Annotated in this window: 19 protein-coding genes; 11 read left to right on the forward strand and 8 right to left on the reverse strand. The window is 60.5% G+C overall.

All coding sequences use genetic code 11. The features are described 5' to 3' along the window. The first annotated feature begins 71 nt into the window (after window positions 1-71). Entirely contained in the window at window positions 72-821 is a 750-nt protein-coding gene (locus tag J9870_RS08750; RefSeq protein ID WP_210643544.1) for a sulfite exporter TauE/SafE family protein, read from the forward strand. Here J9870_RS08750 and J9870_RS08755 read toward each other — a convergent pair. Then, entirely contained in the window at window positions 811-1,665 is an 855-nt protein-coding gene (locus J9870_RS08755) for a LysR substrate-binding domain-containing protein (protein ID WP_185045843.1), read from the reverse strand. The genes J9870_RS08750 and J9870_RS08755 overlap by 11 nt on opposite strands. 97 nt (window positions 1,666-1,762) lie before the next feature. On the opposite strand from J9870_RS08755, the gene J9870_RS08760 reads away from it, so the two are divergent. Further along, on the forward strand, window positions 1,763-1,981 hold the full coding sequence (locus J9870_RS08760) for a DUF1127 domain-containing protein (protein ID WP_210643545.1): 219 nt from the start codon (window positions 1,763-1,765) through the stop codon (window positions 1,979-1,981). Between the two features lie 64 nt (window positions 1,982-2,045). Further along, window positions 2,046-3,275, forward strand: coding sequence for a winged helix-turn-helix domain-containing protein (locus J9870_RS08765; RefSeq protein ID WP_210643546.1), 1,230 nt, complete (start codon window positions 2,046-2,048; stop codon window positions 3,273-3,275). Between the two features lie 133 nt (window positions 3,276-3,408). Here the strand turns inward: J9870_RS08765 and J9870_RS08770 are convergent, their stop codons facing one another. After that, window positions 3,409-4,755 (reverse strand): 3-deoxy-7-phosphoheptulonate synthase class II, encoded by a 1,347-nt coding sequence (locus J9870_RS08770; protein ID WP_210643547.1) that lies wholly within the window; start codon window positions 4,753-4,755, stop codon window positions 3,409-3,411. A 154-nt stretch (window positions 4,756-4,909) separates the two neighbouring features. Between J9870_RS08770 and J9870_RS08775 the strand changes: the two genes are divergently transcribed. Together J9870_RS08775 and J9870_RS08780 are read left to right on the forward strand one after the other, a co-directional pair. Further along, complete coding sequence (locus J9870_RS08775) at window positions 4,910-5,665, forward strand: spermidine synthase (protein ID WP_210643548.1); 756 nt, start codon at window positions 4,910-4,912, stop codon at window positions 5,663-5,665. Window positions 5,666-6,153: 488 nt separating this feature from the next. Continuing rightward, window positions 6,154-7,827 carry a DEAD/DEAH box helicase gene (locus J9870_RS08780; RefSeq protein ID WP_210643549.1) on the forward strand — a complete coding sequence of 558 codons (1,674 nt, stop codon included), beginning with the start codon at window positions 6,154-6,156 and terminating at the stop codon, window positions 7,825-7,827. Between the two features lie 185 nt (window positions 7,828-8,012). Here J9870_RS08780 and J9870_RS08785 read toward each other — a convergent pair whose 3' ends face one another. Further along, window positions 8,013-8,780, reverse strand: a complete 768-nt coding sequence (locus J9870_RS08785) for a class III extradiol ring-cleavage dioxygenase (protein ID WP_210643550.1) — start codon at window positions 8,778-8,780, stop codon at window positions 8,013-8,015. A gap of 103 nt (window positions 8,781-8,883) precedes the next feature. On the opposite strand from J9870_RS08785, the gene J9870_RS08790 reads away from it, so the two are divergent. Further along, window positions 8,884-9,537 (forward strand): thiopurine S-methyltransferase, encoded by a 654-nt coding sequence (locus J9870_RS08790; protein WP_210643551.1) that lies wholly within the window; start codon window positions 8,884-8,886, stop codon window positions 9,535-9,537. Between the two features lie 190 nt (window positions 9,538-9,727). On the opposite strand, the gene htpX is transcribed toward J9870_RS08790, so the two are convergent. Both htpX and J9870_RS08800 read right to left on the reverse strand, forming a co-directional pair. After that, the gene (gene htpX, locus J9870_RS08795) at window positions 9,728-10,615 is read right to left on the reverse strand and encodes a protease HtpX (RefSeq protein ID WP_186636836.1); all 888 of its coding nucleotides are present in this window, start codon (window positions 10,613-10,615) and stop codon (window positions 9,728-9,730) included. A gap of 302 nt (window positions 10,616-10,917) precedes the next feature. Further along, a complete protein-coding gene (locus J9870_RS08800; protein ID WP_210643552.1) occupies window positions 10,918-12,129 on the reverse strand; it encodes a pyridoxal phosphate-dependent aminotransferase in 1,212 nt (403 codons plus the stop codon). Window positions 12,130-12,349: 220 nt separating this feature from the next. On the opposite strand from J9870_RS08800, the gene msrB reads away from it, so the two are divergent. The 3 genes from msrB to J9870_RS08815 all read left to right on the forward strand — a co-directional run bounded on the left by msrB (window position 12,350) and on the right by J9870_RS08815 (window position 13,842). Continuing rightward, on the forward strand, window positions 12,350-12,745 hold the full coding sequence (gene msrB, locus J9870_RS08805; protein ID WP_210643553.1) for a peptide-methionine (R)-S-oxide reductase MsrB: 396 nt from the start codon (window positions 12,350-12,352) through the stop codon (window positions 12,743-12,745). A 150-nt stretch (window positions 12,746-12,895) separates the two neighbouring features. After that, complete coding sequence (locus J9870_RS08810; RefSeq protein ID WP_210643554.1) at window positions 12,896-13,381, forward strand: glutathione peroxidase; 486 nt, start codon at window positions 12,896-12,898, stop codon at window positions 13,379-13,381. Next, window positions 13,378-13,842 (forward strand): MarR family transcriptional regulator, encoded by a 465-nt coding sequence (locus J9870_RS08815; RefSeq protein ID WP_210643555.1) that lies wholly within the window; start codon window positions 13,378-13,380, stop codon window positions 13,840-13,842. Before J9870_RS08810 ends, J9870_RS08815 begins: the two co-directional genes overlap by 4 nt. On the opposite strand, the gene J9870_RS08820 is transcribed toward J9870_RS08815, so the two are convergent. Beyond that, window positions 13,823-16,144, reverse strand: coding sequence for a response regulator (locus J9870_RS08820; protein WP_210643556.1), 2,322 nt, complete (start codon window positions 16,142-16,144; stop codon window positions 13,823-13,825). The two genes, J9870_RS08815 and J9870_RS08820, sit on opposite strands and share 20 nt — an antisense overlap. 163 nt (window positions 16,145-16,307) lie before the next feature. Between J9870_RS08820 and J9870_RS08825 the strand changes: the two genes are divergently transcribed. Beyond that, on the forward strand, window positions 16,308-17,198 hold the full coding sequence (locus tag J9870_RS08825) for an ATP-binding protein (protein ID WP_210643557.1): 891 nt from the start codon (window positions 16,308-16,310) through the stop codon (window positions 17,196-17,198). Next, window positions 17,195-17,677 (forward strand): GAF domain-containing protein, encoded by a 483-nt coding sequence (locus tag J9870_RS08830; RefSeq protein ID WP_210643558.1) that lies wholly within the window; start codon window positions 17,195-17,197, stop codon window positions 17,675-17,677. Before J9870_RS08825 ends, J9870_RS08830 begins: the two co-directional genes overlap by 4 nt. On the opposite strand, the gene J9870_RS08835 is transcribed toward J9870_RS08830, so the two are convergent. Both J9870_RS08835 and J9870_RS08840 read right to left on the reverse strand, forming a co-directional pair. Continuing rightward, window positions 17,678-20,626, reverse strand: coding sequence for an HD domain-containing phosphohydrolase (locus tag J9870_RS08835; RefSeq protein WP_210643559.1), 2,949 nt, complete (start codon window positions 20,624-20,626; stop codon window positions 17,678-17,680). 116 nt (window positions 20,627-20,742) lie between these two features. Beyond that, window positions 20,743-24,363, reverse strand: coding sequence for a transporter substrate-binding domain-containing protein (locus J9870_RS08840; RefSeq protein WP_210643560.1), 3,621 nt, complete (start codon window positions 24,361-24,363; stop codon window positions 20,743-20,745). Between the last annotated feature and the right edge of the window lies 1 nt (window position 24,364).

The following is a 24,364-nucleotide window of genomic DNA, read 5'->3' on the forward strand; positions in this document are numbered from 1 at the left end:
GATCAGATGTTGCGTTCCCCCGCTGGCGTCGACTGCGTAGGATAAGCGTCCTGATGAAAGGGGAATCGTCTGTGATCGAATTTGTAATTTTTGTGGCGTTCGGTGCCGTGTTAGGCACCCTTGGGGGATTGTTCGGCATTGGTGGCGGGTTGATTGCAATTCCGGTGCTGGGCGTATGGTTCGGCCTCGACCAGCAACTTGCCCAGGGCACGGCCCTGGTCATGGTGGTACCCAACGTGATGCTCGCGTTGTGGCGCTATCACCAGCGCAATCGCATCGAGTTGCGCCATGTGCTGCCGTTGGCTTCCATGGGTTTTTGCTTTGCCTGGTTGGGTTCGATCTGGGCCGTGGGTATTGACGCAGAAAGCATGCGTATCGGCTTTGTGGCGTTCCTGATTGCGTTGACGATCTACAACCTTGTGCGAATGTTCGCGGCCGCTGGCCCCGTGTCAGCGCAGATGCGTTATGGCTGGCCATGGCTCGCCGTGTTGGGAGCGGCATCCGGGACCATGGGCGGTTTGTTTGGTGTGGGTGGGGCCGTTGTCGCGACACCGATCCTGACCAGTGTGTTCGGCACCACCCAGGTGGTTGCCCAAGGCTTGTCCCTGGCGCTGGCCTTGCCTAGTACCGGTGTGACCCTCGCCACTTATGCGTTTCACCACGAGGTGGACTGGAGCATCGGCCTGCCGCTGGCCGTGGGTGGCCTGCTGAGCATCAGTTGGGGGGTGAAAGTCGCCCACGCACTGCCGGAGCGGCTGCTGCGCGGGCTATTCTGTGGTTTCCTGGTGCTGTGCGCGGTGTTGCTCGCCCTTAAAGTTTGAAGCCTTCGACGATGTGCTCGGCCAGGCATTCGGTGATCGGCGACGGATTATGCAGGTTGCGGATCAGCATGATGCTGGCCTCGGGCAGTTCCGGCAGGTCTTCGGCTTCGCCCAGCACGCGCATGTCCGGCGGCAGCAGGCTTTCCAGTTGCGCGGTGATCGCCAGGCCCGCGCCAACCACCGCCATGAGTGCCGAGAGGCTGGAGCTGTTGTACGCCACGCGATAATCGCGGCCCATGGCATCCAGCGCGTTGCAGGCCCATTGCCGGCAGAAACAGTCACTGTTGAACATCGCCAGCGGCAGCGGTGTTTTTTCATGGACGTTGAAACACGCCGCTTCAGCCCAGACAAAGCGCTCCTTGCGCAATAACTGGCCAATTTCGTCCCCTGGCTTGCGAGTGACGATGGACAGGTCCAGGTCCTGGCGAAGCAACAACTGTTTGGACGATTCGCAGTGCACTTCAATTTCGATCAGCGGATAGAACTGGGCGAAGCGCTGCAGGATCCCCGGCAGGAACCGCATCACATAATCGTCCGGCGTGCCAATGCGTACCGTGCCGACCATATGCGGTTCGCGCAGGGTGTTGAACACCTCGCTGTGCAGCTTGAGGATCCGCCGGGCGTAACCCAGCAACACCTGGCCTTCAGCGGTGAGCTTGACCTGGCGCCCGTCACGCTCGAACAGCCGTCGCTGCAATACATCTTCTTCCAGCCGCTTCATCTGCATGCTGACGGCCGACTGCGTGCGATTGACCAACTCGCCAGCCCGAGTGAAACCGCCCTGGTCAGCGATGGCGACAAAGGTGCGCAGCACTTCGGTATCGATACTCGGGTAACTCGACAATTGATCAATCTCCGAGATGTATTGCATAAGAAACATTCGTTGGATTGATCTTAGCGTTGGCGTGAGACTTGAGCCATCCCCAACGGAGGACATCACGATGAAAGGTCAAAAAGGATATTTACTGATAGACAAGCTCTCCCACGGTTTTTCCATCAGCGCCCTGATGCACAAGTTTAGTCGCTGGTACGAATTGCACCATGAACGCGAACTACTTGCTGGAATGAGTGACGAGGCGCTCAAGGATATCGGCGTCAGCCGTGCCGACGTGGAGCAGGAAGTGGTTCGGCCATTCTGGGATGACCCAATGCACAAATGAGCCATCCTTTCCTACACAAACCCCTTATTGGTGAGGTAGGTTGCGAGCAGAGAAGGAGATCTCCATGCCCGCGACTCTGTCCTTTACCCTCAAACAGGCCCGGCGTCTGGCGTTGGCCGCCCAAGGATTCGATGGGCGGTCGCCGCCGGCTTCGGTGCAACCATCGCGTCTCAACCGTCTGATCGAACGCCTTGGCGTCCTGCAGATCGACTCAGTCAATGCATTGGTGCGCTCGCACTACCTCCCACTGTTTTCCCGTCTCGGTCACTACAACCCCGATTTGCTCGATCAAGCCGCCTGGAGCCAGGGGCACCGTCGCACGTTGTTCGAATATTGGGGCCATGAAGCGTCGCTGCTGCCCATCTCAATGTACCCGCTGATGCGCTGGCGCATGAATCGTGCGTCCCGTGGTGAAGGTATCTATCAGCAGTTGGCGCGGTTTGGTCATGAGCGTCAGGACGTTATCCGCCGCGTTTTGGCTTCGGTGCAGGAGCAGGGCGCCATTGGTGCGGGCAGCTTGTCCACGCGCAAGGAAAAGGCCGGGCCCTGGCGGGACTGGAGTGTCGAAAAACATGCGCTGGAATGGCTGTTCGCCGCAGGTGAAGTCACGGTAGCGGGGCGGCGGGGGTTCGAGCGGCTCTACGATTTGCCGGAGCGGGTACTCCCGGCCTCGGTCCTGCGACAAGCGTTACCGGATGAGGCCCAGGCCCAGCGCGGCTTGTTGCTGCATGCCGCCGACGCCTTGGGTGTTGCTACCGAGAAAGACTTGCGCGACTACTTTCGCCTCGATCTGGCTGACTGCCGTGGGCGACTGGCCGAGCTGGAGGAGGCCGGTGATCTGTTGCGTTGCCAGGTGCAGGGCTGGAAGCAACCGGCGTGGTGTCGGCCCTGCGTGAAAATCCCGCGCAAAGTGACGGCCAGCGCCTTGTTGTCGCCGTTCGACTCGTTGGTCTGGGAGCGCAGCCGTACCGAGCGGCTATTCGATTTCCGCTATCGATTGGAGATATACACCCCAGCCGACAAGCGGGTGTATGGCTACTATGTCTTGCCGTTCCTGCACAACGAACGCATCGCAGCGCGGGTGGATCTGCGGGCGGAACGAGCCTCGGGGCGACTGGCGGTGCATGCTGTGCATGAGGAGGCGCCGGGGCTGGACGAGGAGGGGATACAGGCGTTGGCGATCAACCTGCGGCGCATGGCCGACTGGTTGGGGTTGGAGCGGGTCCAGCTCAATTGCCAGCGGGTGGGTGGGGTTCGGTTGGCGGTGGCGTTGGCCCAGTCAAGTGGTGACTGACCCGACGCTATCGCGAGCAAGCTCGCTCCCACATTGACTGCGTCGTTCACAAATATTGTGTTCATCAGAGATCAAATGTGGGAGCGAGCTTGCTCGCGATAGCAGTCCAACAGCCGACGAATGCCTTACTGACTCACCGCCGAACCTGCTTCAACGTCTCGGCAATCAAGAACGCCAATTCCAGCGACTGATCGGCGTTCATCCGCGGGTCGCAGTGGGTGTGGTAGCGGTCCGACAGCCCATCTTCGGTAATCGGCCGTGCACCGCCGATGCATTCGGTGACGTTTTGCCCGGTCATTTCGATGTGAATCCCGCCGGCATATGTGCCTTCGGCGGCGTGGACCTGGAAGAACTGCTTCACTTCGCCGAGGATCTGCGCGAAGTCCCGGGTCTTGTAGCCGCTGCTGGCCTTGATGGTGTTGCCGTGCATGGGGTCGGAGCTCCACAGCACCTGCTTGCCTTCGCGCTGCACGGCGCGCAACAGCGGCGGCAGGTGCTCGCCGACCTTGTTCGCGCCCATCCGCGCGATCAGGTTCAACCGGCCCGGGTCGTTGTCCGGGTTGAGCACGTCGATCAGGCGGATCAGGTCGTCAGGGTCCATGGTCGGCCCCACCTTGACCCCGATCGGGTTGTTCACCCCGCGCAGGAATTCGACGTGGGCACCGTCCAACTGACGGGTGCGGTCGCCGATCCACAGCATGTGGGCCGAGCAGTCGTAGTAGTCGTTGGTCAGGCTGTCACGGCGCACGAAGGCTTCTTCGTAATTGAGCAGTAGCGCTTCGTGGGCGGTGAAGAAGCTGGTTTCGCGCAGTTGCGGCGAGCTGTCCATGCCGCAGGCGCGCATGAAGGCCAGGGTTTCGTCGATGCGGCCGGCCAGGTGGCTGTACTTTTCCGCCAGGGCCGAATTGGCGATGAAATCCAGGTTCCACTTGTGCACCTGGTGCAGATCGGCGAACCCGCCCTGGGCGAAGGCACGCAGCAGGTTCAAAGTAGCGGTGGACTGGTGGTAGGACTGCAACAGCCGCTCGGGGTCCGGCACGCGGCTCTTTTCGTCGAAACCGATGCCGTTGACGATGTCGCCCCGGTAGGCCGGTAGGGTCACGCCATCAATGGTTTCATCGTTGGCCGAGCGCGGCTTGGCGAACTGCCCCGCCATGCGTCCGACCTTGACCACCGGGCAACCGGCGGCAAAGGTCATGACGATCGCCATTTGCAGCAACACCTTGAAGGTGTCGCGGATCTTCGCTGCCGAGAACTCGGCAAAGCTTTCGGCGCAGTCGCCGCCCTGCAGCAGGAATGCCCGGCCCTGGGTCACCTCGGCGAACTGACGGCGCAACTCCCGGGCTTCGCCGGCAAACACCAGTGGCGGATAACTGGCCAGGGTCTGCTCCACCCGCAGCAGGTGCGCCGCGTCAGGGTAGCGGGGTTGTTGCTGGATCGGCAGGGCGCGCCAGCTGTCAGGGCTCCAGGGTTGGCTCATCATGATCTCTAGGTGGTTTACGCTCGGACCGCCATGTTATCAGCAAATTGTGCGTGACCTGTTTGCGTCGCTTCGCGGACAATTGCTCCTTTGCCCAGTTTGCGCACAGGTTCAGCGCGTTGCCGCAGCCGTTTGGCGGCCATCAGGAGATGAAATGACAGAGGAACGCGTCGAGCATCTGCTCGCCGAGGTGCATGACGAGTTCGGCATGATCCGAGTACTCGAAGTGGCCGACTACCGGTTTCTTGAATTCGGCGATGCCATCGAGCAGAGCTGCGTGTTCACGGCTGATCCGAGCTGGCTCGAGTATGACTACACCCGTGCCATGCTGATCGGTGCGTTGTGCCACGAGCAGCCGGAGAGTGCGCTGTTCCTGGGCTTGGGGGCCGGGACATTGACTCAGGCCTGTCTCAAGTTTCTGCCGCTGGAAGACGTCGAGGCCATCGAACTGCGCCCGGATGTACCGCGCCTGGCCATCGAATACCTGGGGCTGGACGACGATCCTCGGCTGTACATCCGTGTCGGTGATGCCCTGGATCTACTTGAAACCGCCGAACCTGCGGACCTGATATTCGTCGACCTTTATACCGATGTCGGCCCAGGCGTCGGGCACCTGGCCTGGGGTTTCCTGGAAAACTGTCAAAAACGGCTCAACCCGGGCGGTTGGCTGGTGATCAACCAATGGGCCACCGACGACGGCAAACCGTTGGGCGCGGCGCTGTTGCGTGGCCTGTACCATCGCCATTATTGGGAGCTGCCGGTGAAGGAGGGCAATGTGATCCTGATCGTGCCGGCGGACCTGGATCAGGAACTGGACATGCAGGGACTGGTCGCCAGGGCCGAAGGGCTGGCACCGCGATTGGGTTATTCGTTGCAGTCGTTGATCAAGGCGATCCGTCCGGCGACTTGAAACACGTCCAGGGTGAGACAACCCCACTGTGGAGCCAAGCTTGCTCGCGATGAACTCAACTCAGTACTTGCGGGAATCGCAGTGTCTGCATCGCGAGCAAGCTTGGCTCCCACAGGTAAAGATGAACCGTTTTAGCATCCCGCCCCCGCAGCGCCGGGCCTTTGCGAAACAGACCATTTTGCAGTGATACACAAAGCCAGTGGCAGAGAGCCACGTACTGGTGCTTTGCGATAAAAAAAGCTCCCTTTTTGGGCGAATTCCGGTATAGTGCGCGCCGGCCTTTAGCCGGGCCGCGTCAAGGTAGCGCAATTCCCCGAAGCCAGCTTCGGTTGCATGTCCGCACAACGGATGCTTCCACGACGTTCTTTTTCATTCATTCGTTTTCGCAAATCCCCGCCGACAAAGCAGCCAGGGCGACTCTTGAGTCTCAACACGGCACGCGCAGCTTTGGAGCATGGGTCTTTGCGGATGCACTTAGAGGCAGACCCATGACCCAGGAAACCGGCGGCTTCGCCGCTTTTAATCTTAATCCGAACATTCTTGCAGCCGTCACAGCGACCGGCTACGAAGAACCTTCGGCTATTCAGCAGCAATCGATCCCGATCATCATGGCCGGCCACGACATGATTGGCCAGGCGCAAACCGGTACGGGTAAAACCGCTGCGTTCGCTCTGCCGATCCTGCATCGCATCGATCCTGCCAAGCGCGAGCCGCAAGCCCTGATCCTGGCGCCAACCCGCGAGTTGGCGCTGCAAGTAGCAACCGCTTTCGAAACCTACGCCAAGCAAATGCCCGGCGTTACCGTTGTGGCCGTCTACGGTGGTGCCCCGATGGGCCCACAACTGAAAGCCATCCGTAATGGCGCCCAGATCGTGGTCGCCACTCCGGGCCGTCTGTGCGACCACCTGCGTCGTGACGAAAAAGTATTGGCTACCGTGAACCACCTGGTTCTCGACGAAGCCGACGAAATGCTCAAGCTGGGTTTCATGGATGACCTGGAAGTCATCTTCAAGGCCCTGCCAGCGACCCGTCAGACTGTATTGTTCTCGGCCACCCTGCCGCAGTCGATCCGTGCCATTGCCGAGCGCCACCTGCGCGATCCGCAACACGTGAAGATCCAGACCAAGACCCAGACCGTTACCGCGATCGAGCAGGCTCACCTGCTGGTTCACGCTGACCAGAAGACCTCGGCTGTATTGAGCCTGCTGGAAGTCGAGGATTTCGACGCCCTGATCATGTTCGTACGCACCAAGCAAGCGACCCTGGACCTGGCCAGCGCCCTGGAAGCCAAGGGCTACAAAGCCGCTGCGCTGAACGGTGACATTGCCCAGAACCAGCGTGAGCGCGTGATCGAATCCCTCAAGGATGGCCGTCTGGACATCGTTGTGGCTACCGACGTCGCTGCCCGTGGCCTGGACGTTCCGCGCATCACCCACGTGTTCAACGTGGACATGCCGTACGATCCGGAATCCTACGTTCACCGTATCGGCCGTACCGGCCGTGCCGGTCGCGAAGGTCGTGCACTGCTGCTGGTCACCCCGCGTGAGCGCCGCATGCTGCAAGTGATCGAGCGTGTGACTGGTCAAAAGGTTGCCGAAGTTCGCCTGCCGGATGCCCAGGCCGTTCTCGATGCGCGCATCAAGAAACTGACCAACAGCCTGTCGCCGCTGGTGGCTGACGCCGAATCGACTCACGGTGATCTGTTGGATCGCCTGACCGCCGACATCGGTTGCACCCCGCGTGCCCTGGCCGCTGCACTGTTGCGCAAGGCCACCAACGGCCAGGCGCTGACCCTGGCGGCGATTGAGAAGGAACGTCCTCTGGTGCCGAACAGCGCGCCGCGTGGCGACCGTCCTGAGCGTACCGGTGATCGTCCGGACCGTGGTGATCGTGAGCGTCGTGCGCCGATCCCGCTGGCCGAAGGCCGTGCTCGCTGCCGTACCGCGCTGGGCGCTCGTGATGGCATCGCTGCCAAGAACCTGCTGGGGGCCATCCTCAACGAAGGCGGTCTGGCGCGTGAAGCCATCGGTCGTATCCAGGTGCGTGACAGCTTCAGCCTGGTGGAACTGCCGGAAGATGGTCTGGAGCGTCTGCTGACCAAACTGAAGGACACTCGCGTGGCCGGCAAGCAGCTCAAGCTGCGTCGTTATCGCGAAGATTGATCGGCTTGCGGGCTGATTGATCGAACATAAAAAATCCCCGACTGGTTCGGGGATTTTTTATGCCTGTCGTTTGATGTTTTTTCAGGGAGAGCGGGGGGAGTCCAATCGCGAGCAGGCTCGCTCCCACAGGGGTTCAGGTCCAATGTGGGAGCGAGCCTGCTCGCGATTGAGGACGACTCGGTCCATCAGTCAAACCGATAGATGTCCATCCCCAGCGTCCCCATCGTGAACCCTGTATGGGCAACGCTGAATTTCCCACCCGCCCCCCGGGCGAAATACAGCGGCAACAAATGCTCGTCACTGGGGTGGCTGCGCACAGCGTTCGGCGCCTGGTGCCGGTAGTCATGCAGCGCGGCCTCATCGTCGTCGGCCAGCTTCTCAACCATCCAATCGCGAAAGGCTTTCGCCCAGGGCTCGATGTTTGCGGGGCTGGCGTGCCAGTCCAGATCGCGCAAGTTATGAGTGATGCTGCCGGAGCCGATCAGCAGGACACCCTGCTGGCGCAGGCTCGCCAGGGCATGGCCAACCTGCGTCTGCAATGTCGGCCCCTGGCGACTGGGCAAGGAAACCTGCACCACCGGGATGTCGGCTTCGGGGTACATCAAGGACAGTGGCACCCAGACGCCATGATCGGACGGTCGTTGAGGGTCGAGGCGGGCCGGTAGATGTGCGGTATTAAGCAGGTCTGCCACTTGCGCCGCCAGTTGCGGATTGCCTGGCGCGGGATACTGCACCTCGTACAGTGCCGGTGGGAAGCCGCCGAAGTCGTGCCAGGTGGACGGTTGCGGGTTCGCGCTGACCAACAGTTCACTGCTTTCCCAGTGGGCGGACACGATGACGATGGCGGTGGGGCGGGGCAGTTGAGCGGCCAGGCGAGCCAGTGCCGGGCCGCTGTCGCCGGGTTCCAGGGCCAGCATGGGTGAACCATGGGAGATAAACAGGCTAGGCAGCATGAACGGACTCCTGAGCGTTAAGATGTGGTCATCTTCCATCAGGGCAATGATCTAAATCTAATATAAGTTTTAACCCGTTTTGATCGAATTTTTGGAGTGAATCATGGAGCCTGAGTTCTGGCACAAGCGCTGGTCATCGAACCAGATTGGCTTTCACTTGCCGCAGGTGAACCCCTACCTGCAACGTTTCTGGCCATCATTGGGGTTGGAGCGGGGCAGTCGAGTATTGGTGCCCTTGTGCGGGAAAAGTCTGGATTTGTTGTGGCTCGCCCATCAGGGATATTCGGTGCTGGGCGTGGAACTGTCGGAAAAAGCCACGGCTGATTTTTTCCTTGAGCACCAGCTTGAGCCGAGCGTGAGTGAAGAAGGTGCGTTCAAGGTGTTTCGGGCCGGGGATATCGAAATCCGCTGCGGTGATTTCTTTGCCTTGGGTGCTGCGGACGTGGCCGATTGCGCGGCGTTGTACGACCGCGCTGCATTGATCGCCTTGCCTGTGACGATGCGAGAGCGGTATGTGGCCCATTTGCAGAAGATCTTGCCCGCGTGCGTTGGGCTGTTGATTACCCTGGATTACAACCAGGATGAAATGCCCGGGCCACCTTTCTCCGTAGGAAATGATGAGGTGCTACGGCTGCTGGGTAATGCCTGGCGGCTGGAGGTATTGCAGGAACAGGATGTGCTGGGAGAAAGCTGGAAGTTCTTGCAGGCTGGGGTGACGAGGCTGGATGAGCGGGTGTATCGGGTTTCCAAAGGTTGAAGCGTTGTTTGTACTGGCACCATCGCGAGCAAGTCGTTCCCACAGTTGATCGGCTGTGAACAATGAACCCGTGTCCACCGAAGATTCCTGTGGGAGCGAGCTTGCTCGCGATGGCGTCAGGCCTGGCGCACCTAAACCAGCAGACAAAAAAGCCCGCATTTCTGCGGGCTTCTCTTGATGCTAGAACCTGTCAGCCGCGACGACGCAGGGCGTCGATGCGCTCTTCCAGTGGCGGGTGGCTCATGAACATGCGAGCCAGGCCCTGCTTGACGCCGCCGTTGATGCCAAAGGCGTTCAGGGTGTCGGGCATGTGAACTGGCAGGCCTTGCTCGGCACGCAGGCGTTGCAGGGCGCCGATCATGGCGCTGGTGCCAGCCAGGCGTGCGCCGGCGTCGTCAGCCCGGAACTCGCGCTTGCGCGAGAACCACATGACGATGGCGCTGGCGAGGATGCCCAGTACCAGCTCGGCAAAGATGGTCGCCACGTAGTAGGCGATCCCCTGGCCTTCTTCATTCTTGAAGATCACCTTGTCGACGAAGTTGCCGATGATGCGGGCAAAGAACATTACGAAGGTGTTCACCACGCCCTGGATCAATGCCAGGGTCACCATGTCGCCGTTGGCGACGTGGCCGATCTCGTGGGCCAGCACGGCCTTGACTTCATCGGGTGAAAACCGCTCGAGCAGACCCTGGCTGACTGCGACCAGTGCGTCGTTCTTGTTCCAGCCGGTGGCGAAGGCGTTGGCCTCGTAGGCCGGGAAAATCCCGACTTCCGGCATTTTGATACCGGCTTCGCGAGACAACTGTTCGACGGTCTGCAGCAGCCATTGTTCATGGCGAGTGCGCGGCTGGCTGATGATCTGGGTGCTGGTGCTCATCTTCGCCATCCACTTGGAGATGAACAGCGAGAACAGGGAACCGGCGAAACCGAACACCGCACAGAAGATCAGCAGCTGATTGAGGTTGAGGTCAACCCCGTTGGCCGCCATGAACCCGTTGAAGCCAAAAAGGCTCAGGGTGATGCTGGCAATCAGCACGACCGCCAGGTTAGTGGCCAAAAACAGCAGGATGCGCATCATGGTGGTGGAAATCTCCTCATGCTAAAAATGTAGCGTTATGCGGGGTATATAAGGTGCTGCCGCAGGCTATTCAACTCGTCGACTATTTCAAACTGTGTCCTACAGGCGTCCTAAATGATTGAAAGACTTTTCTGAAAGTGACCGTGGAAAAGAAATATGGCGCCTATCCCCCGTGAACGTTGAGCCCGGATGCCCGGCGGCTGCTCAGCCCCTAGTGTAGAAGGCTTGCCAAAAGCGGCGCAGCGGATATGTTGCTGAATCAAACAGCGTGCGAGGCGAGGACTTCTCGCACGCTGCCCGGCTTATTGGCGATAGGATTTGAGGAAGTTGCCGATCCGGCCGATGGCCTGGTCCAGGTCATCGACCCGCGGCAGGGTCACGACGCGGAAGTGATCCGGCCACGGCCAGTTGAACGCGGTGCCTTGGACCACCAGCAGCTTCTCGGACAGCAGCAGGTCGAGTACGAATTTTTCATCGTTATGGATCGGGCAGATCTTCGGGTCGATCCGCGGGAAGGCATACAGCGCGCCCATCGGCTTGACGCAACTGACACCGGGAATGTCGTTGAGCAGTTCCCAGGTGCGATTACGTTGTTCCAGCAGGCGGCCCTGGGGCAGGACCAGGTCATTGATGCTTTGGTAGCCGCCCAGCGCCGTCTGGATCGCGTGCTGGCTCGGGACGTTGGCACACAGGCGCATGTTGGCCAGCATGTCGATGCCTTCGATATAGCTCTGGGCGTGATGCTTGGGGCCGGTAATGACGATCCAGCCTGAGCGGAACCCCGCTACCCGATAGGATTTGGACAGACCGTTGAAGGTCAGGCACAGCAGGTCCGGCGCCAGGGATGCGGTGCAGATGTGCACGGCATCGTCGTAGAGGATCTTGTCGTAGATCTCGTCGGAAAACACCACCAGGTTGTGCTGACGGGCCAATTCCAACATGCCCAGCAGCACTTCCCTGGAGTAGACCGCGCCGGTCGGGTTGTTCGGGTTGATGATCACCAGCGCCTTGGTATTGGGCGTGATCTTGGCCTTGATGTCCGCCAGGTCAGGAAACCAGTTGGCTTGTTCATCGCACAGGTAATGCACCGGGTTGCCGCCGGACAGGCTTACGGCGGCGGTCCACAATGGATAGTCCGGCGCCGGCACCAGCACTTCATCGCCGTTGTTGAGCAGGGCCTGCATCGACATCACGATCAGCTCGGACACGCCGTTACCCAGGTAGATGTCCTCGATGCCGACGCCTTCGACCTGCTTCTGCTGGTAGTACTGCATCACGGCCTTGCGGGCGCTGAACAGACCCTTGGAGTCGCTGTAGCCCTGGGCGGTCGGCAGGTTGCGGATGACGTCCTGGAGAATTTCATCGGGCGCTTCGAAACCAAAGGGTGCCGGGTTGCCGATGTTCAGCTTGAGGATGCGATGGCCTTCCTCTTCCAGGCGTTTGGCGTGCTTGAGCACCGGGCCGCGAATGTCGTAGCAGACGTTGGCGAGCTTGTTCGATTTGCTGACCTGCATGGCGATGTGTTCCCGAAAATGAACGATCCAGGCGGCGTATGAACTACCGTACTGGGGATCCTGCGTCTGTGCCCAGGCCTGACGCGGTACATGCGTCACAATCCGTTTGAATGCGCATGACGTGACTGCCAGACTGGCGCCTGACGAGGCGCAATCATACGTGCCGCCCGATCTGCGGAAAAGCGTCGGATCGGGCTTTTTCAATTGCCGAGGTAGGACGATGGAAAAGTTGCAGAAAACCCTTGAAGAATGGCGGGACATGCTCGACCCGGAGCAGTACAACGTCTGTCGGTTGAAGGGCACTGAGCGGCCATTTTCCGGTAAATACAACGCGACCAAGACCGACGGTGTATACCACTGCATCTGCTGCAACGAGCCGCTGTTCGATTCGCAGACCAAATTCGATTCCGGCTGTGGCTGGCCGAGTTTCTACGCGCCGATCGAAGGCAGAGCGGTGGTGGAAGTGCGCGATGTCAGCCACGGCATGATCCGCACTGAAGTGGTCTGCGCAAAATGCGATGCTCACTTGGGCCATGTCTTCCCAGACGGCCCGCCGCCTACTGGGCTGCGTTACTGCATCAACTCGGTATGCCTGGACCTCGTGCCCCGCGATTGAGCCCTGTGGCGAGGGGCAAATCCCCTCGCCACAGGTTTGTGTTGGTCGGCAGATCAACGGGGCCAACGCTGTCGCTTCAAACAATTAAATTGCACACAATTGAATCGTTCGCTATCTTCGGCGTCCATCCCATGACTGCCGAGCCTTGCCATGAGCGACAACCTGCTGAGCATCCCGTGCACCACCATCACCGGTGAGCAAAAGACCCTCGCCGATTTCGCCGGCAAGGCTGTACTTGTCGTCAATACCGCCAGCCAGTGCGGGTTCACCCCTCAATACAAGGGCCTGGAGGCGCTGTGGCAGACCTACAAGGACCAGGGACTGGTCGTGCTGGGCTTTCCCTGCAATCAGTTCGGCAAGCAGGAGCCGGGCAACGAAGGGGCGATATCCGAGTTCTGTGAACTGAACTTCGGCGTGAGTTTCCCGCTGTTCAAGAAAATCGAGGTCAACGGGGCCAATGCCCATCCCCTGTTTGTCCAGTTGAAGCGCCGGGCGCCGGGCGTGCTGGGCTCCAAAGGGATCAAGTGGAATTTCACCAAGTTCCTGATTGGCAAGGACGGCCAGGTGGTCAAGCGTTTTGCCCCAACCACCAAGCCTCAGGAACTGACTGGCGAGATCGAAGCGCTGCTCAAATGAATGAGATGTCAGTCGATTCGCTAAAGCTTGACAGCCAATTGTGCTTCAAGCTGTACGCCGCGTCCCGGGCGGTGATCCGTGGCTACAAGCCGATGTTGGATCAGCTCGGCCTGACTTATCCGCAATACCTGGCGATGCTGGTGCTGTGGGAGTGGCAGGAGACCGCGCCGGAACAACCAACGGTCAAGGCCCTGGGCGAGCGGTTGTCGCTGGATTCTGGCACGTTGACGCCGCTGCTCAAGCGCCTGGAACAACTGGACCTGGTGCAGCGCCAGCGTTCGGCCCGCGACGAGCGGGAGGTGCACTTGAGCCTGACGGATGCGGGGCGGGCCTTGCGTGAGCAGGTTGGCCCGCTCAAGGCTCGTCTGTTGTGCGACAGCGGGATCGATCTGGACCGCCTGGGGAGTTTGCGCGACGGTCTCGATCATCTGTTGGGGCAGATCAAAGCGCTGACGTTGTAGGTACCCACTGGTCCAGCAATGCTGCCAGTTCTTCGCGACGGAACGGCTTGGACAAATAGTCATTCATGCCGGCCACCCGGCAGCGCTCGCGTTCTTCCGGCATTGCGTTGGCCGTCAGTGCGACAATCGGCAAGTCCGACCAGCGCCCGCTGCGGCGGATCTGCCGGCTGGCTTCGTACCCGTCCATCACTGGCATGTTGCAGTCCATCAATACCAGGTCGAAAACCCGCTGCTCCAACTGATCCAGGGCTTCGACACCGTGGGAAGCGACGCTGACTTCGCAGCCCAGTTTCACCAACATGCCCTTGGCCACCAGTTGGTTGACCGGATTGTCCTCCACCAGCAATACCCGCCCGCGCTTGGACGGTGCCAGGGTTTCGATCTGTGCGTCATTGATGCTGGTCGTCTCGCTCTGCAGGGCACGGCGCAAAATCTGATGCAGTGCATGGCGCGCCAGTGGCCGGGCCTGTTGGATCAGGGGCGCGAGGGCGGCGGCTTCTTCGCTGGGCATGAAACTGCCGTAAGCGGTCACCAGCAGGATCGGGGCGTCGAAGGTTGGCCGCAGGTGGAACAGGCATTCCGGGCAATCGGTGATCAACACATCAGGCTTGAGGCCCAGCAGGCTGTCATCCACGGAGCGTCTTGAATAGTCCAACCCCCAGTCTGGCAGCAACATGTTCAGCAACTCGGCCAGGCCGCTGCTGCCGGCAGTAATAGCCACGACGTTGCCGCGCAGGGGTTCGAGCGCTACTGCGGGGGTATGGCACGGCAGGGGCAGGTCGGCGCAGAACTGGCTGCCGAAACCGGCTTCGGAGCTGATGGTCAGCCGGCCCTGCATGACTTCGCAAAGGTTGTAGGTCAGCGCCAGGCCTAGCCCGGTGCCACCAAACTGGCGAGTAATACCGGCGCCGGCTTGGGTGAACGGCTGCAAGATTCTCGCTTGAGCCTCCTGGGGGATACCGATGCCTGTGTCACAGACCTCGATACGCACGCCGCCTTCGTAATGGCTCAGTTTCACATCGACCCGGCCGAAGCGCGTGAACTTGAGGGCATTGGACAGCAGGTTGCTGACGATCTGGCGTACTCGGGTCGGGTCGCCCAGTACCTGCGCCGGGAACCGCGGATCGATCAGGCAGGCCAGTTCGACGCTGGGTGCGGCGTTCTGGGAAAGCAGGTTGGCGGTATCCTCGACCAGCGAGCCGAGGTCGAACGGGATGCGTTCGAGTTCCAGTTGACCGGCATCGAATTTCGACAGGTCGAGAATGTCGTTAAGCAGCTCGACCAAGACTTTGCCCGAGTCATGGGCAATCGATAGCTGCTGCTGTTGTTCGGCTGTCAGGGGCCCATCCAGGGACAGTGCGATCATCCCCAGCAAACCGTTGAGCGGCGTACGGATCTCATGGCTCATGTTGGCCAGGAACGCAGAGCGGGCTTCGGCCATGTCCAGGGCCGTGCGCCGCGCCACTTCCAGTTCTTCGTTGGAATGGCTGAGGCGAGCATTGATCGCCTTGAGTTCAGCGGTGCGTGACGAGACGATGTTTTCCAGTTGCGCCAGGTATTCGGTGAGGCGATTTTCGGCCGTGCGCCGCTGCTGGATTTCAGTGGAGATATTTTCGAACTGCTGGTTGGCGACCGACACCAGTACACCGATTTCATCGGACTGGTGGCCGGAAGGGCATTCCAGGCGATTCTGTTCGCTGCTGCTCGGATCGCGGCTGCTCAGCTCGCGGATGACCCGCACCAAGGGCTTGGTCAGCATCACGTAGAACAGTGCCAACAGGATACCGGTCAGGATCAGGCTACGGGCAAAACCGTTGAGCAACGTGACCTCGGCGCGCCGCAGGAAGCGGCTGCCGAACGCGTAGGTATCGACATCCAGGCGCAGCACGCCGAGGGATTCGCCGGGCAGGTGGTCCAGGTAAAGTCGATCTTCGAACTGACGCTGGGCGCCAAACAGGAAGTCGCTGATGAATCGGTAACTGCTTTGGAGTTCGGGCCGCTTGACGCTGGCCAGCACGGTATTGTTGTTGTCGATCAGCTCGGCACCAATGATGGCCGGCGAACGCAACAGGCCCATGGACAGTTCCTGGGCAAGTTCGGCGTCGATGTTGTAGGCAATGCGCGAGGCCGGGTTGTGGCTGATTTCCAACAACGAGAGGATTTCACGGTTGATCGAAGCGTCTTCGCTGGCATAATCGATGCCGATCTGCATCAGGCTGAGCAAGGTGCCCAGCACGAAACCCACCAGGACGGTCAGGCGGGCCTGCTTGTAGGACAGCCGTTGGGTGAATCTGATGTCCATTGAGTGATGAACCACTTACGTTTCCCTTCGCCGGTCAAGCATAGCTGATCATCTCTGAATACCGGTGCAACCGGTTTGTGTCGTGTGGGGTAGACCCGCCATTGGATACGGCGTTTCGTTGCTGTAGCGCCATCATTACTGTGAACCTGCCCGAGGAGAAGACGTGGACTCGCGATTGAATGCTTTTCTTGAGCGTGCCGATGCGGTGCTGGCCCGGATCGAGCCTCTGTTGCCGGCTCTGCGGCCGGACATCGATTGGACCCAGACCCTGGCCGCCCGCTGGCAACGTGACGGGCGCAGCGGTTATTTGCTGCCGCTGCAGGTCAGCCTCGACATGCGCCTGTCGGACCTGATTGGCGTGGACCGCCAGGTCGAACAATTGGAGCGTAATACCCGCCAGTTCATCGACGGCATGCCCGCCAACCATGCGCTGCTCTGGGGTTCGCGTGGCACCGGCAAGTCGTCCCTGGTGCGGGCCTTGCTGGCCGAACATGCCCGGCATGGCCTGCGGCTGATCGAGATCGAGCGCGATCACCTGGCGGATCTGCCCCGGGTGGTCGAGCAGGTCGCGAAACTGCCGCAACGCTTCGTGGTGTTCTGCGATGACTTGTCGTTCGAGTCCGGTGAAGGTGATTACCGCGTGCTCAAAAGCGTGTTGGACGGTTCCCTCGAACAGGCGCCGGACAACGTGCTGTTGTATGCCACCTCCAACCGCCGCCATCTGGTCCCGGAAAAGGAAAGCGACAACGAGAACTGGAAACGGGTGGACGGCGAGCTTCATCCCAGCGAAGCGGTGGAGGACAAGATTGCCTTGTCCGACCGCTTCGGCTTGTGGCTGTCGTTCTATCCGTTTACCCAGGAGCATTTCCTCAACGTGGTGGAGCACTGGATTGGTGAGCTGGCGGCCAAGGCTGGCCTGGCCTGGCAGCGCGACGAGGCGCTGGACATCCAGGCGGTGCGCTGGGCCACCGGACGGGGCAACCGCAACGGGCGTTGCGCTTATCAGTTTGCCCGTTATTGGGTAGGCCTGAAACTGTTGGAGGAAAAGGCATGATCGATTTGAAGAGTACCGGCGAAGGCCTCGATGGCTACGGTTTGTTATCGGCACAGCTTGAGTCCTTGCTGGCCGATGAGCGTGATTTCATTGCCAATGCCGCGCAGTTCTCGGCCTTCCTGTTCAGTCAGCTGGATGATCTGAATTGGGCCGGTTTCTACCTCAATCGCAACGAAGAACTGGTGCTGGGGCCGTTTCAGGGCCAGATCGCCTGTGTGCGGATTCCTTTCGGTCGTGGTGTCTGCGGCACCGCTGCGCAGACCCGCCAGACCCAGCGCGTCGAAGATGTGCATGCCTTCGCAGGCCATATTGCCTGCGACAGCGCGTCGAACAGCGAGTTGGTGGTGCCGCTGGTCAAGGACGGGCGCCTGATCGGCGTGCTTGACCTGGACAGCCCGAAACTGGCGCGCTTCACCGAGCATGATCAGGCCGGCATTGAACAGTTGGCCGCGATTTTCCTGCGCCTGAGCGATTGCTGATCATGCCTTCAGTCCCGCTTTGACCAGCAGGCTGTCCGGGTCGACGTCGTCGATCTGGTGCGGGTCGAGGAACTGGCTGGCGTAATCGAGATAGACCTGCGCTTGGATGAACAACCCGAACAGCTCGGGATCGATGTGGGCGTCACGGCACATGGTGGCCATGATGCCCAGGGCTTCGCTGAGTTTCTTCGCTTTCTTGTAGGGACGGTCGGCCGCCGTCAGCGCTTCGAAAATATCTGCAATCGCCATCATGCGTGCCGGCAGGCTCATCTCCTCGCGTTTGAGGCGCTTGGGGTAGCCGCTGCCATCCATCTTCTCGTGATGACCGCCGGCGATCTCCGCCACATTCTCCAGATGGCTGGGGAAGGGCAACTGGCTGAGCATCAGGATGGTTTGCACCATGTGATGATTGATGACATAGCGCTCCTCGCGGGTCAGCGTGCCTCGCTTGATGCTGAGGTTATAGAGTTCGCCCCGGTTGTATTTCCACAGCGGCACGTCGAGTTGGAAGCCCCAGGGGTTGTCCGCCGGAATCAGTTCGGCTTCGTGGCGCTCCAGCAGATGCTCGGGTTTGTCCGCCAACAACATTTCGGTGACCGGCAGGGTGGGCCTGGGCGTGCGCGCCTGGCGCCGGTTTTCCTCCCAGGACACCCCCAGGCGATCATCGAGGGTTCGGGTCCATGGGCGACGGGCGATGTGTTGCAAGCGCTGCAGGTCGGCGTCGGCCATGGTTTCGGAGCCCAGATTGCAGCGGGCGACAAAAGCAAAGTCGTCATCCAGGCTAGCCAGTGCCGCGTCGCGCCGCTGGGCCAAGACTGACGGCTCGCCACCCGTCGCGGTGGCCTGCCAGTACTCGACCCAGGTGTCGCGCTTGAGCACCTCGAAACGGGTGCGGATCTCGTGGATCCGGTCGTTCAGGGTTTCCAGTTTGGTGGCTTTATCCACGACATATTCGGGCGTGGTGACCTTGCCACAATCGTGCAACCAGGCGGCGATGTGCAGCGCTTCCCATTCATCCTCCGTCGGCCGGTAGGCTTGGAACGCTGGCGCCTGGCTGGCAGCGGCGGCCTGGGCGAGCATCAGCGTCAAGGCTGGCACCCGCTGGCAATGGCCTCCGGTGTAGGGGCTCTTGGCATCGATCGCGCCGGCCAGCAATTGGATGAATGAATCGAGCAATTGCTTTTGCCTGGCTTGCAGGCGCTGGCCTTCAATGCTCACGGTGGCGGCACCGGACACGGCCTGCAGGAAGGCGATGCGGTCCGGTTGCAGCTTTTCCAGATCGGCTTCGGTGCCGCTGTCGGTAATCAGTAGTACCAATACGCCGACGGTTTCCTGATGACGATTGCGCAGGCGGATACCGATCAGGTGAACTCGCGGAGAATCCAGGGCCAGCAGGACACTGCGCAGGTCGCCGGCCTGCTCGAAGCCCAGGGAGGTCACGAGGTTTTCTGAAACGGTCAGTTGCTGGAGCCAGGGCGGACTGTCGTCAGCGTCAAGCGCATAACTTTTCAGCTCGAAGGCCTGGAGGTCGCGAGGCGTTCCATCGATCACCAGCCCGTACGGCTTGACCCGATCTTCGTCGTTTTCCCGCAGGTAGATCAAGCCGGCCTGGGCCTGGCCGATTTTTACAGTCTCGAACAGCACTCGCTCCAGCAAGGGGGCAAAGCGGGTTTCGGCGCGCAGGCTTGCAGTGATTTCAAAGAAACTCGCCAAGGTGTCTTTCATTCGAGCCATCGAGAGGCTCAACTGATCGACCTCCAGCACGGGGGAGCGACGCGACACCGGGTAGTTGAAATCAAAGCTGCGAATGGCATCGGCCTCCTGCACCAGCTCGCGCAGGGGTTTGACCAGGATCCTTGAGGTCAGCCAACCCAGGGGCAGGCACAGCAGCAAGGTGGTGAGGGTAACGAGCGCGCCTTGCCAGCGCATGCGATAGGCATCGGCCAGCAACTCATCTTCAGGAACCAGCAGTGCCAACTCCAGGCCCTGCGGCCCACCCTCCTGCATGTGGCTGCGAGAAACGATCCACTGGCGCCCGGCGGCCGTCAGGCGTGGGGTATCTGCGTTGTTGTCGAGCGCGGCGGCGATCGCCGGGCTGAGGTCGCGGGCCTTGATCAGGCGTGCCGACTCGCTGTCGGCAATCAGCCGGTCGCTGTCGGGATAGCCCACTGCATTGCCTTGGGGGTCGAGCAATACGATCTCGGTGTCGGCGGTCACTTTGTGTTTGGCCAGGGTCTGGGACAGCGCCGCCAGGGTCAGGTCGGCACCGATGACCGCATGCTCACCGCTGCGCCGGGCCAGGGTGGTACCGATATGACGGGTGGAAAAAAATGCGTAGGGTTCGGTGGTGATCTGGCCTGCGCTGTCCAAAGCACTGCGAAACCAGGCGCGACTGCGCGGATCGTAGGTTTCGTCGGCGATGTCCTGGCGGGCGATGAGCACCAGAGCCTCGTCGTAAAACAACGACTGGGAGATAACCGGGCCTTGGTTGTTCGCTCGTTCCACGGTCCAGACCTGATAGGCCGCATTGGCCGGCGCCTTCAGGATGGCTTTCAGGGCCGCCGTGCGCAGTGGCCGGACCATCAGAAAGTCGCCGTTGCTGTCGCCCAGGTACAGCGACGCCAGGTTCGGGTTGTCCCGCAGCGCCTGGCTGAAAGGGGGGAGCAGGGCCATGCGCCCGGCCATCTGGGGCTTGCGTGTTGCCGGGTAGTCGGCCAGCAGGCCCAGCAGGTGGCGGATCGGTTCGTAGGTGTCGTACAAATCCAGGCGCACATCCTGTTCAATCCGGTTGAACAGCTTTTCACTGCTGGACAGGATGATTTGCGTGGTTTGTTGGTAGTTGAAAATGCCCAGTACCACCCCGGTCAGCAACAGAAGCAGGGTAAACATCATGCTGATGTGGACGTGCAGGGGAAACCGGCGTTTTTCCGGAGGCGGTGCGCTGGGCATTGCAGTCACTCCAAGTGATAGGGGGCGTTCTCAATCAGTTTTCCGGTGCGTTGAGGCAACTGATTGAGAACGCCCCTGATACGCACTGCTGAGCGAACAGCATAGTAAACGCTGGATTATTTTGCCTTGGCGATCTCTGTTTCCAGGGCCCGCTCCAGTTCCGTCATGGCTTGATCGAGGGCCTCGGCGCATTCGCTCGTTCGCTCAGGCGCCTGTGCGTGATGACACGCTTGTTCCAGTGCCTCACAGCGCTGGATCAACGAGCTCGCCTGCACAATTCGGGCGACGCCTTTTATTTTATGCGCCGCTTCGATCAATGCCTGCCGGTTGCCGCTGCGGGCGATGCCAAGCAGTTCTTGGCGGTCCGAACGGTTGCTGCTGAGTAACTCGGCCAGCAGGCGTCGTGTGGAGTGTGGGTCACCGCCGGTCAAGGCCTTTAGGCTCAGTACATTGAAGACACGTGGTCGGTTGATGGGTTTGACCGTCCTCATCCATTGGCTCAGGGCGCTCAGGCTGATCGGTTTGAACAGGCAGTCGTCCATGCCGGCGTCCAGGCAGCGTTGTTTTTCCTCGGGCTGCGCATTGGCGGTAAACCCCAGGATGGTGCAGGGCGGCAGTTGTTGTTCGGACTCTCGTTGCCGAATCGACCTGGCCAGTTGATAACCGCTCATGATGGGCATGTTGCAATCGGCGATCACCAGGTCGAAATGCCCTTCATGCCAGGTCTCGAGCCCTTGTGCGCCATCGAGGGCCACCTGATAGTGATGGCCCAGATATTCCAGCTGTTGTGACATCAACAAACGATTGGCCGGATGATCGTCCACGACCAGGACGTTCAGCGCGGTAGCGGCCGTGTCGATCTGCGGTTCGGCGGGCGCGATAGCCATTGTCGGGGGCAGGACGGTCAGTTGCAGGCCGACCTGGACTTGCGTGCCAGTGCCCGGCTGGCTGCTCATATGCAGGCTGCCGCCCATCATCTGGCACAGGTTGCGACTGATCACCAGCCCCAGCCCGGCACCCTTGCGGGCCATCCGGCCGGTATTGTCGACCTGGGCAAAGGGTTCGAACAGACGTTGCAGGTCCGTCGGGCTGATGCCAATGCCGCTGTCACTGACCTCCAGTTGCATGTGCACGACGTTGTCCTGGGCGGTGCGTGACAGGTGCACCTTGATTTGTACCCGGCCTTGTTCGGTGAATTTGAGGGCGTTGCTGATCAGGTTCGAGAGCACCTGTTTGAATCGCAAGGGGTCAATCAATACGTCCGGGTTGCCTTCGCAAGGGTCAAACTGCAGCGACAGCCCCAGGTTTTTCTGTCGGGCCAAGCCTTCGAAAACTCGTATGACCGATTGCAGCATGGCCCTGAGATTGACTCGCTCGGGCGCCAGGCTCAGATGACCTGATTCGATCCGCGCGATGTCCAGGATATCGCCTATCAGTTCCAGCATGCCGGAGGCCGACTCGTACGCGACTTCTATGGCCGAGCGGTCCAAATGCCCCTTTTCGGCATGTTTCAAGGCCAGTTCCAGCATGCCGATCACGGCGTTCATGGGGGTACGGATTTCATGGCTCATGGTCGCCAGGAACGTGCTTTTGGCCCGGTTCGCGTCATCAGCCTGTTTCTTGGAAGCACGCAGCTCCTCGAAGAGCTGGCGCCGCTCGCTGATGTCGATCCAGCCGCCAATGATGCCTTGCACTTCTGCGGTGGAGTTACGGTAGGGGAGGATCCAGTGATAGATCGTCAGCTTTTTGTCTCCAATGTGCAGCGGCCGGTCCACGATCAGGGCGGTGCCTTCGGCCATGACGCGCTGATAGTCCGCCTGGTACTCCTGCGCTTCGAAAGCATTGCTCATGGACCCGGGCATGACATTCTTGCCGATGACGTCTTCGCGTTTGGCCCCGAACGTTTCCAGGTAGCTGTCGTTGCAGCTTTGCAGGAAGCCGTGGCGATCTCTCACGTAAATGGGGTGAGGGGTGCCGTTGAGCAGCGAGTGCATGAACTCGAGCTGGTCGTTGAGGGCCAGTTCGGCCCGTTGCCGTTGTCTGATCTGGCGCTGCATGTAGGCATTCCATGCCAGAGAAAGCAGCAGCAACAGGCCGACGCCTGCGACGATCTGGAAGAACAGGCGGTTATAGGTGCGCCAGGTGTATTGCGATGCCGAGACGTAGCCGCGCCATCGGTTGTTGATGACGCCCAGCTCGTCGGGGTCGATGCTGGTCAAGGCCTTGTCGAGAATGGAGTTCAGCTCGATGGCATTTTTCCCGGTGGCCAGTGAGAACATGGCCTGCTGAGTGCCGACGGTGCTGCTGATTTGCAAGGTGTCGCGCAGCGAGTGAGACGAGATGAAATAGTTGGCCATGACCAGGGAATGCACGCTGCCGTCGACCTGGCCCTGGGCGAGCATTTCAATGGCATGGGAGGCGTCGATGGTTTCGATTATCTTGAGGCTCGGGTACTGGTTGCGCAGCCATTCGATGACCGGATTGCCCTTGGCGATCGCCAGGCTCCGGGCCCCGAACTGGTCGAGTGTCGCCGGTGTATCGGATTGCCTGCGGGTCAGCAGCACAAACGAGCTGTCGATGTAGGGACGGCTGAATTTAAGTTGTTGCTGGCGTTTGCTGCTCGGCAAAAGTGCAGCGATCATGTCGGCTTCACCATTCAGCACGGCGGCAATCATTTCGCTGTCGTTCTGGCGCCGCTGGATGTCCAGGCGCAAGCCGGTATGCAGCCGGATCAGCTCCAGCAGGTCGGCGCTGATTCCGCGCAAATCACCGTCCGAATCAAAGAACGTGAAGGGGGCCGCCGTTTCGTTCACGGCCACCCGAACCACCGGGTGCCTGGCCAGCCAGCGTTCCTCCCGTTCAGTCAGTTGTATTTTGTGCTCCGTGAGGAACAGGTCGCTGCCCGCGCTCCAGCGCTTGAAGATGGCCGCTTGCTCGGCGACGGAAATCTGGTTCAGCGTGGCGTTGATGATTTCCAACAACCGGGTGTCGTCGCGCCGCACTGCGAAACCGAACCCGTAGGACTCATGTTTCCCGAAACTGGCCATGCGGATATTGCTCAAGTACCCCTTGCTGATCATGTAATGGGTAGAAATGGTATCGCCGAGAAATACATCGGCCTGGCCGAAGGCAACGGCGTTTATGGCGTTCTGGTAAGAGGGATAGGTGGTGATGAGCGCCTGGGGGTAGAGTTTTTCGATTTCCGGTAGCGGCAGGTAGTGATAGACCATGCTCAGCCGCAACCCCTTGAGGTCTTCAGTCAAGGATCGGCTTTCATTTGTCCGGGTGACGAGCACGGGCTGGTCCACTGCATATGGCATCGACAGGACAATGCCGGGGTTGCGGGCTTCGAAACCGTTGGCGGTCCCCAGCAGGTCGATTTGCCCGTTCTGGAGCGCAATGATGGCCGCCTCACGGGAAGCGAATCGCAGGACCTTCATGGGCAGGCCGGTCGCTTGGGCGATGATACCGGCGTAGTCGGCGGTCATGCCCTCATAGTCGCGCCCGCTGGTGGAAAGATCGAAGGGCGGATAGTCCGGCGCAGAGGTGCCTAGAACCAACTCCCGCCGGCTCTGCAGCCAGGCGCGGTGGGCGTCATCCAGCCTGATCTCGCTAGGAGCCGGGGTTGAACGCCCTAGAAGCGTATAGGCTTCGGGCTCATTCGCTGCCGCCGCGAGGCCCCCTGCATATAATCCGGCGCTCAGCAGCAGGAGACATGCCTTTATGCACTTGAGCATC

Origin of the sequence: Pseudomonas sp. Tri1, from assembly GCF_017968885.1 — a bacterium.
GTDB lineage: Bacteria > Pseudomonadota > Gammaproteobacteria > Pseudomonadales > Pseudomonadaceae > Aquipseudomonas.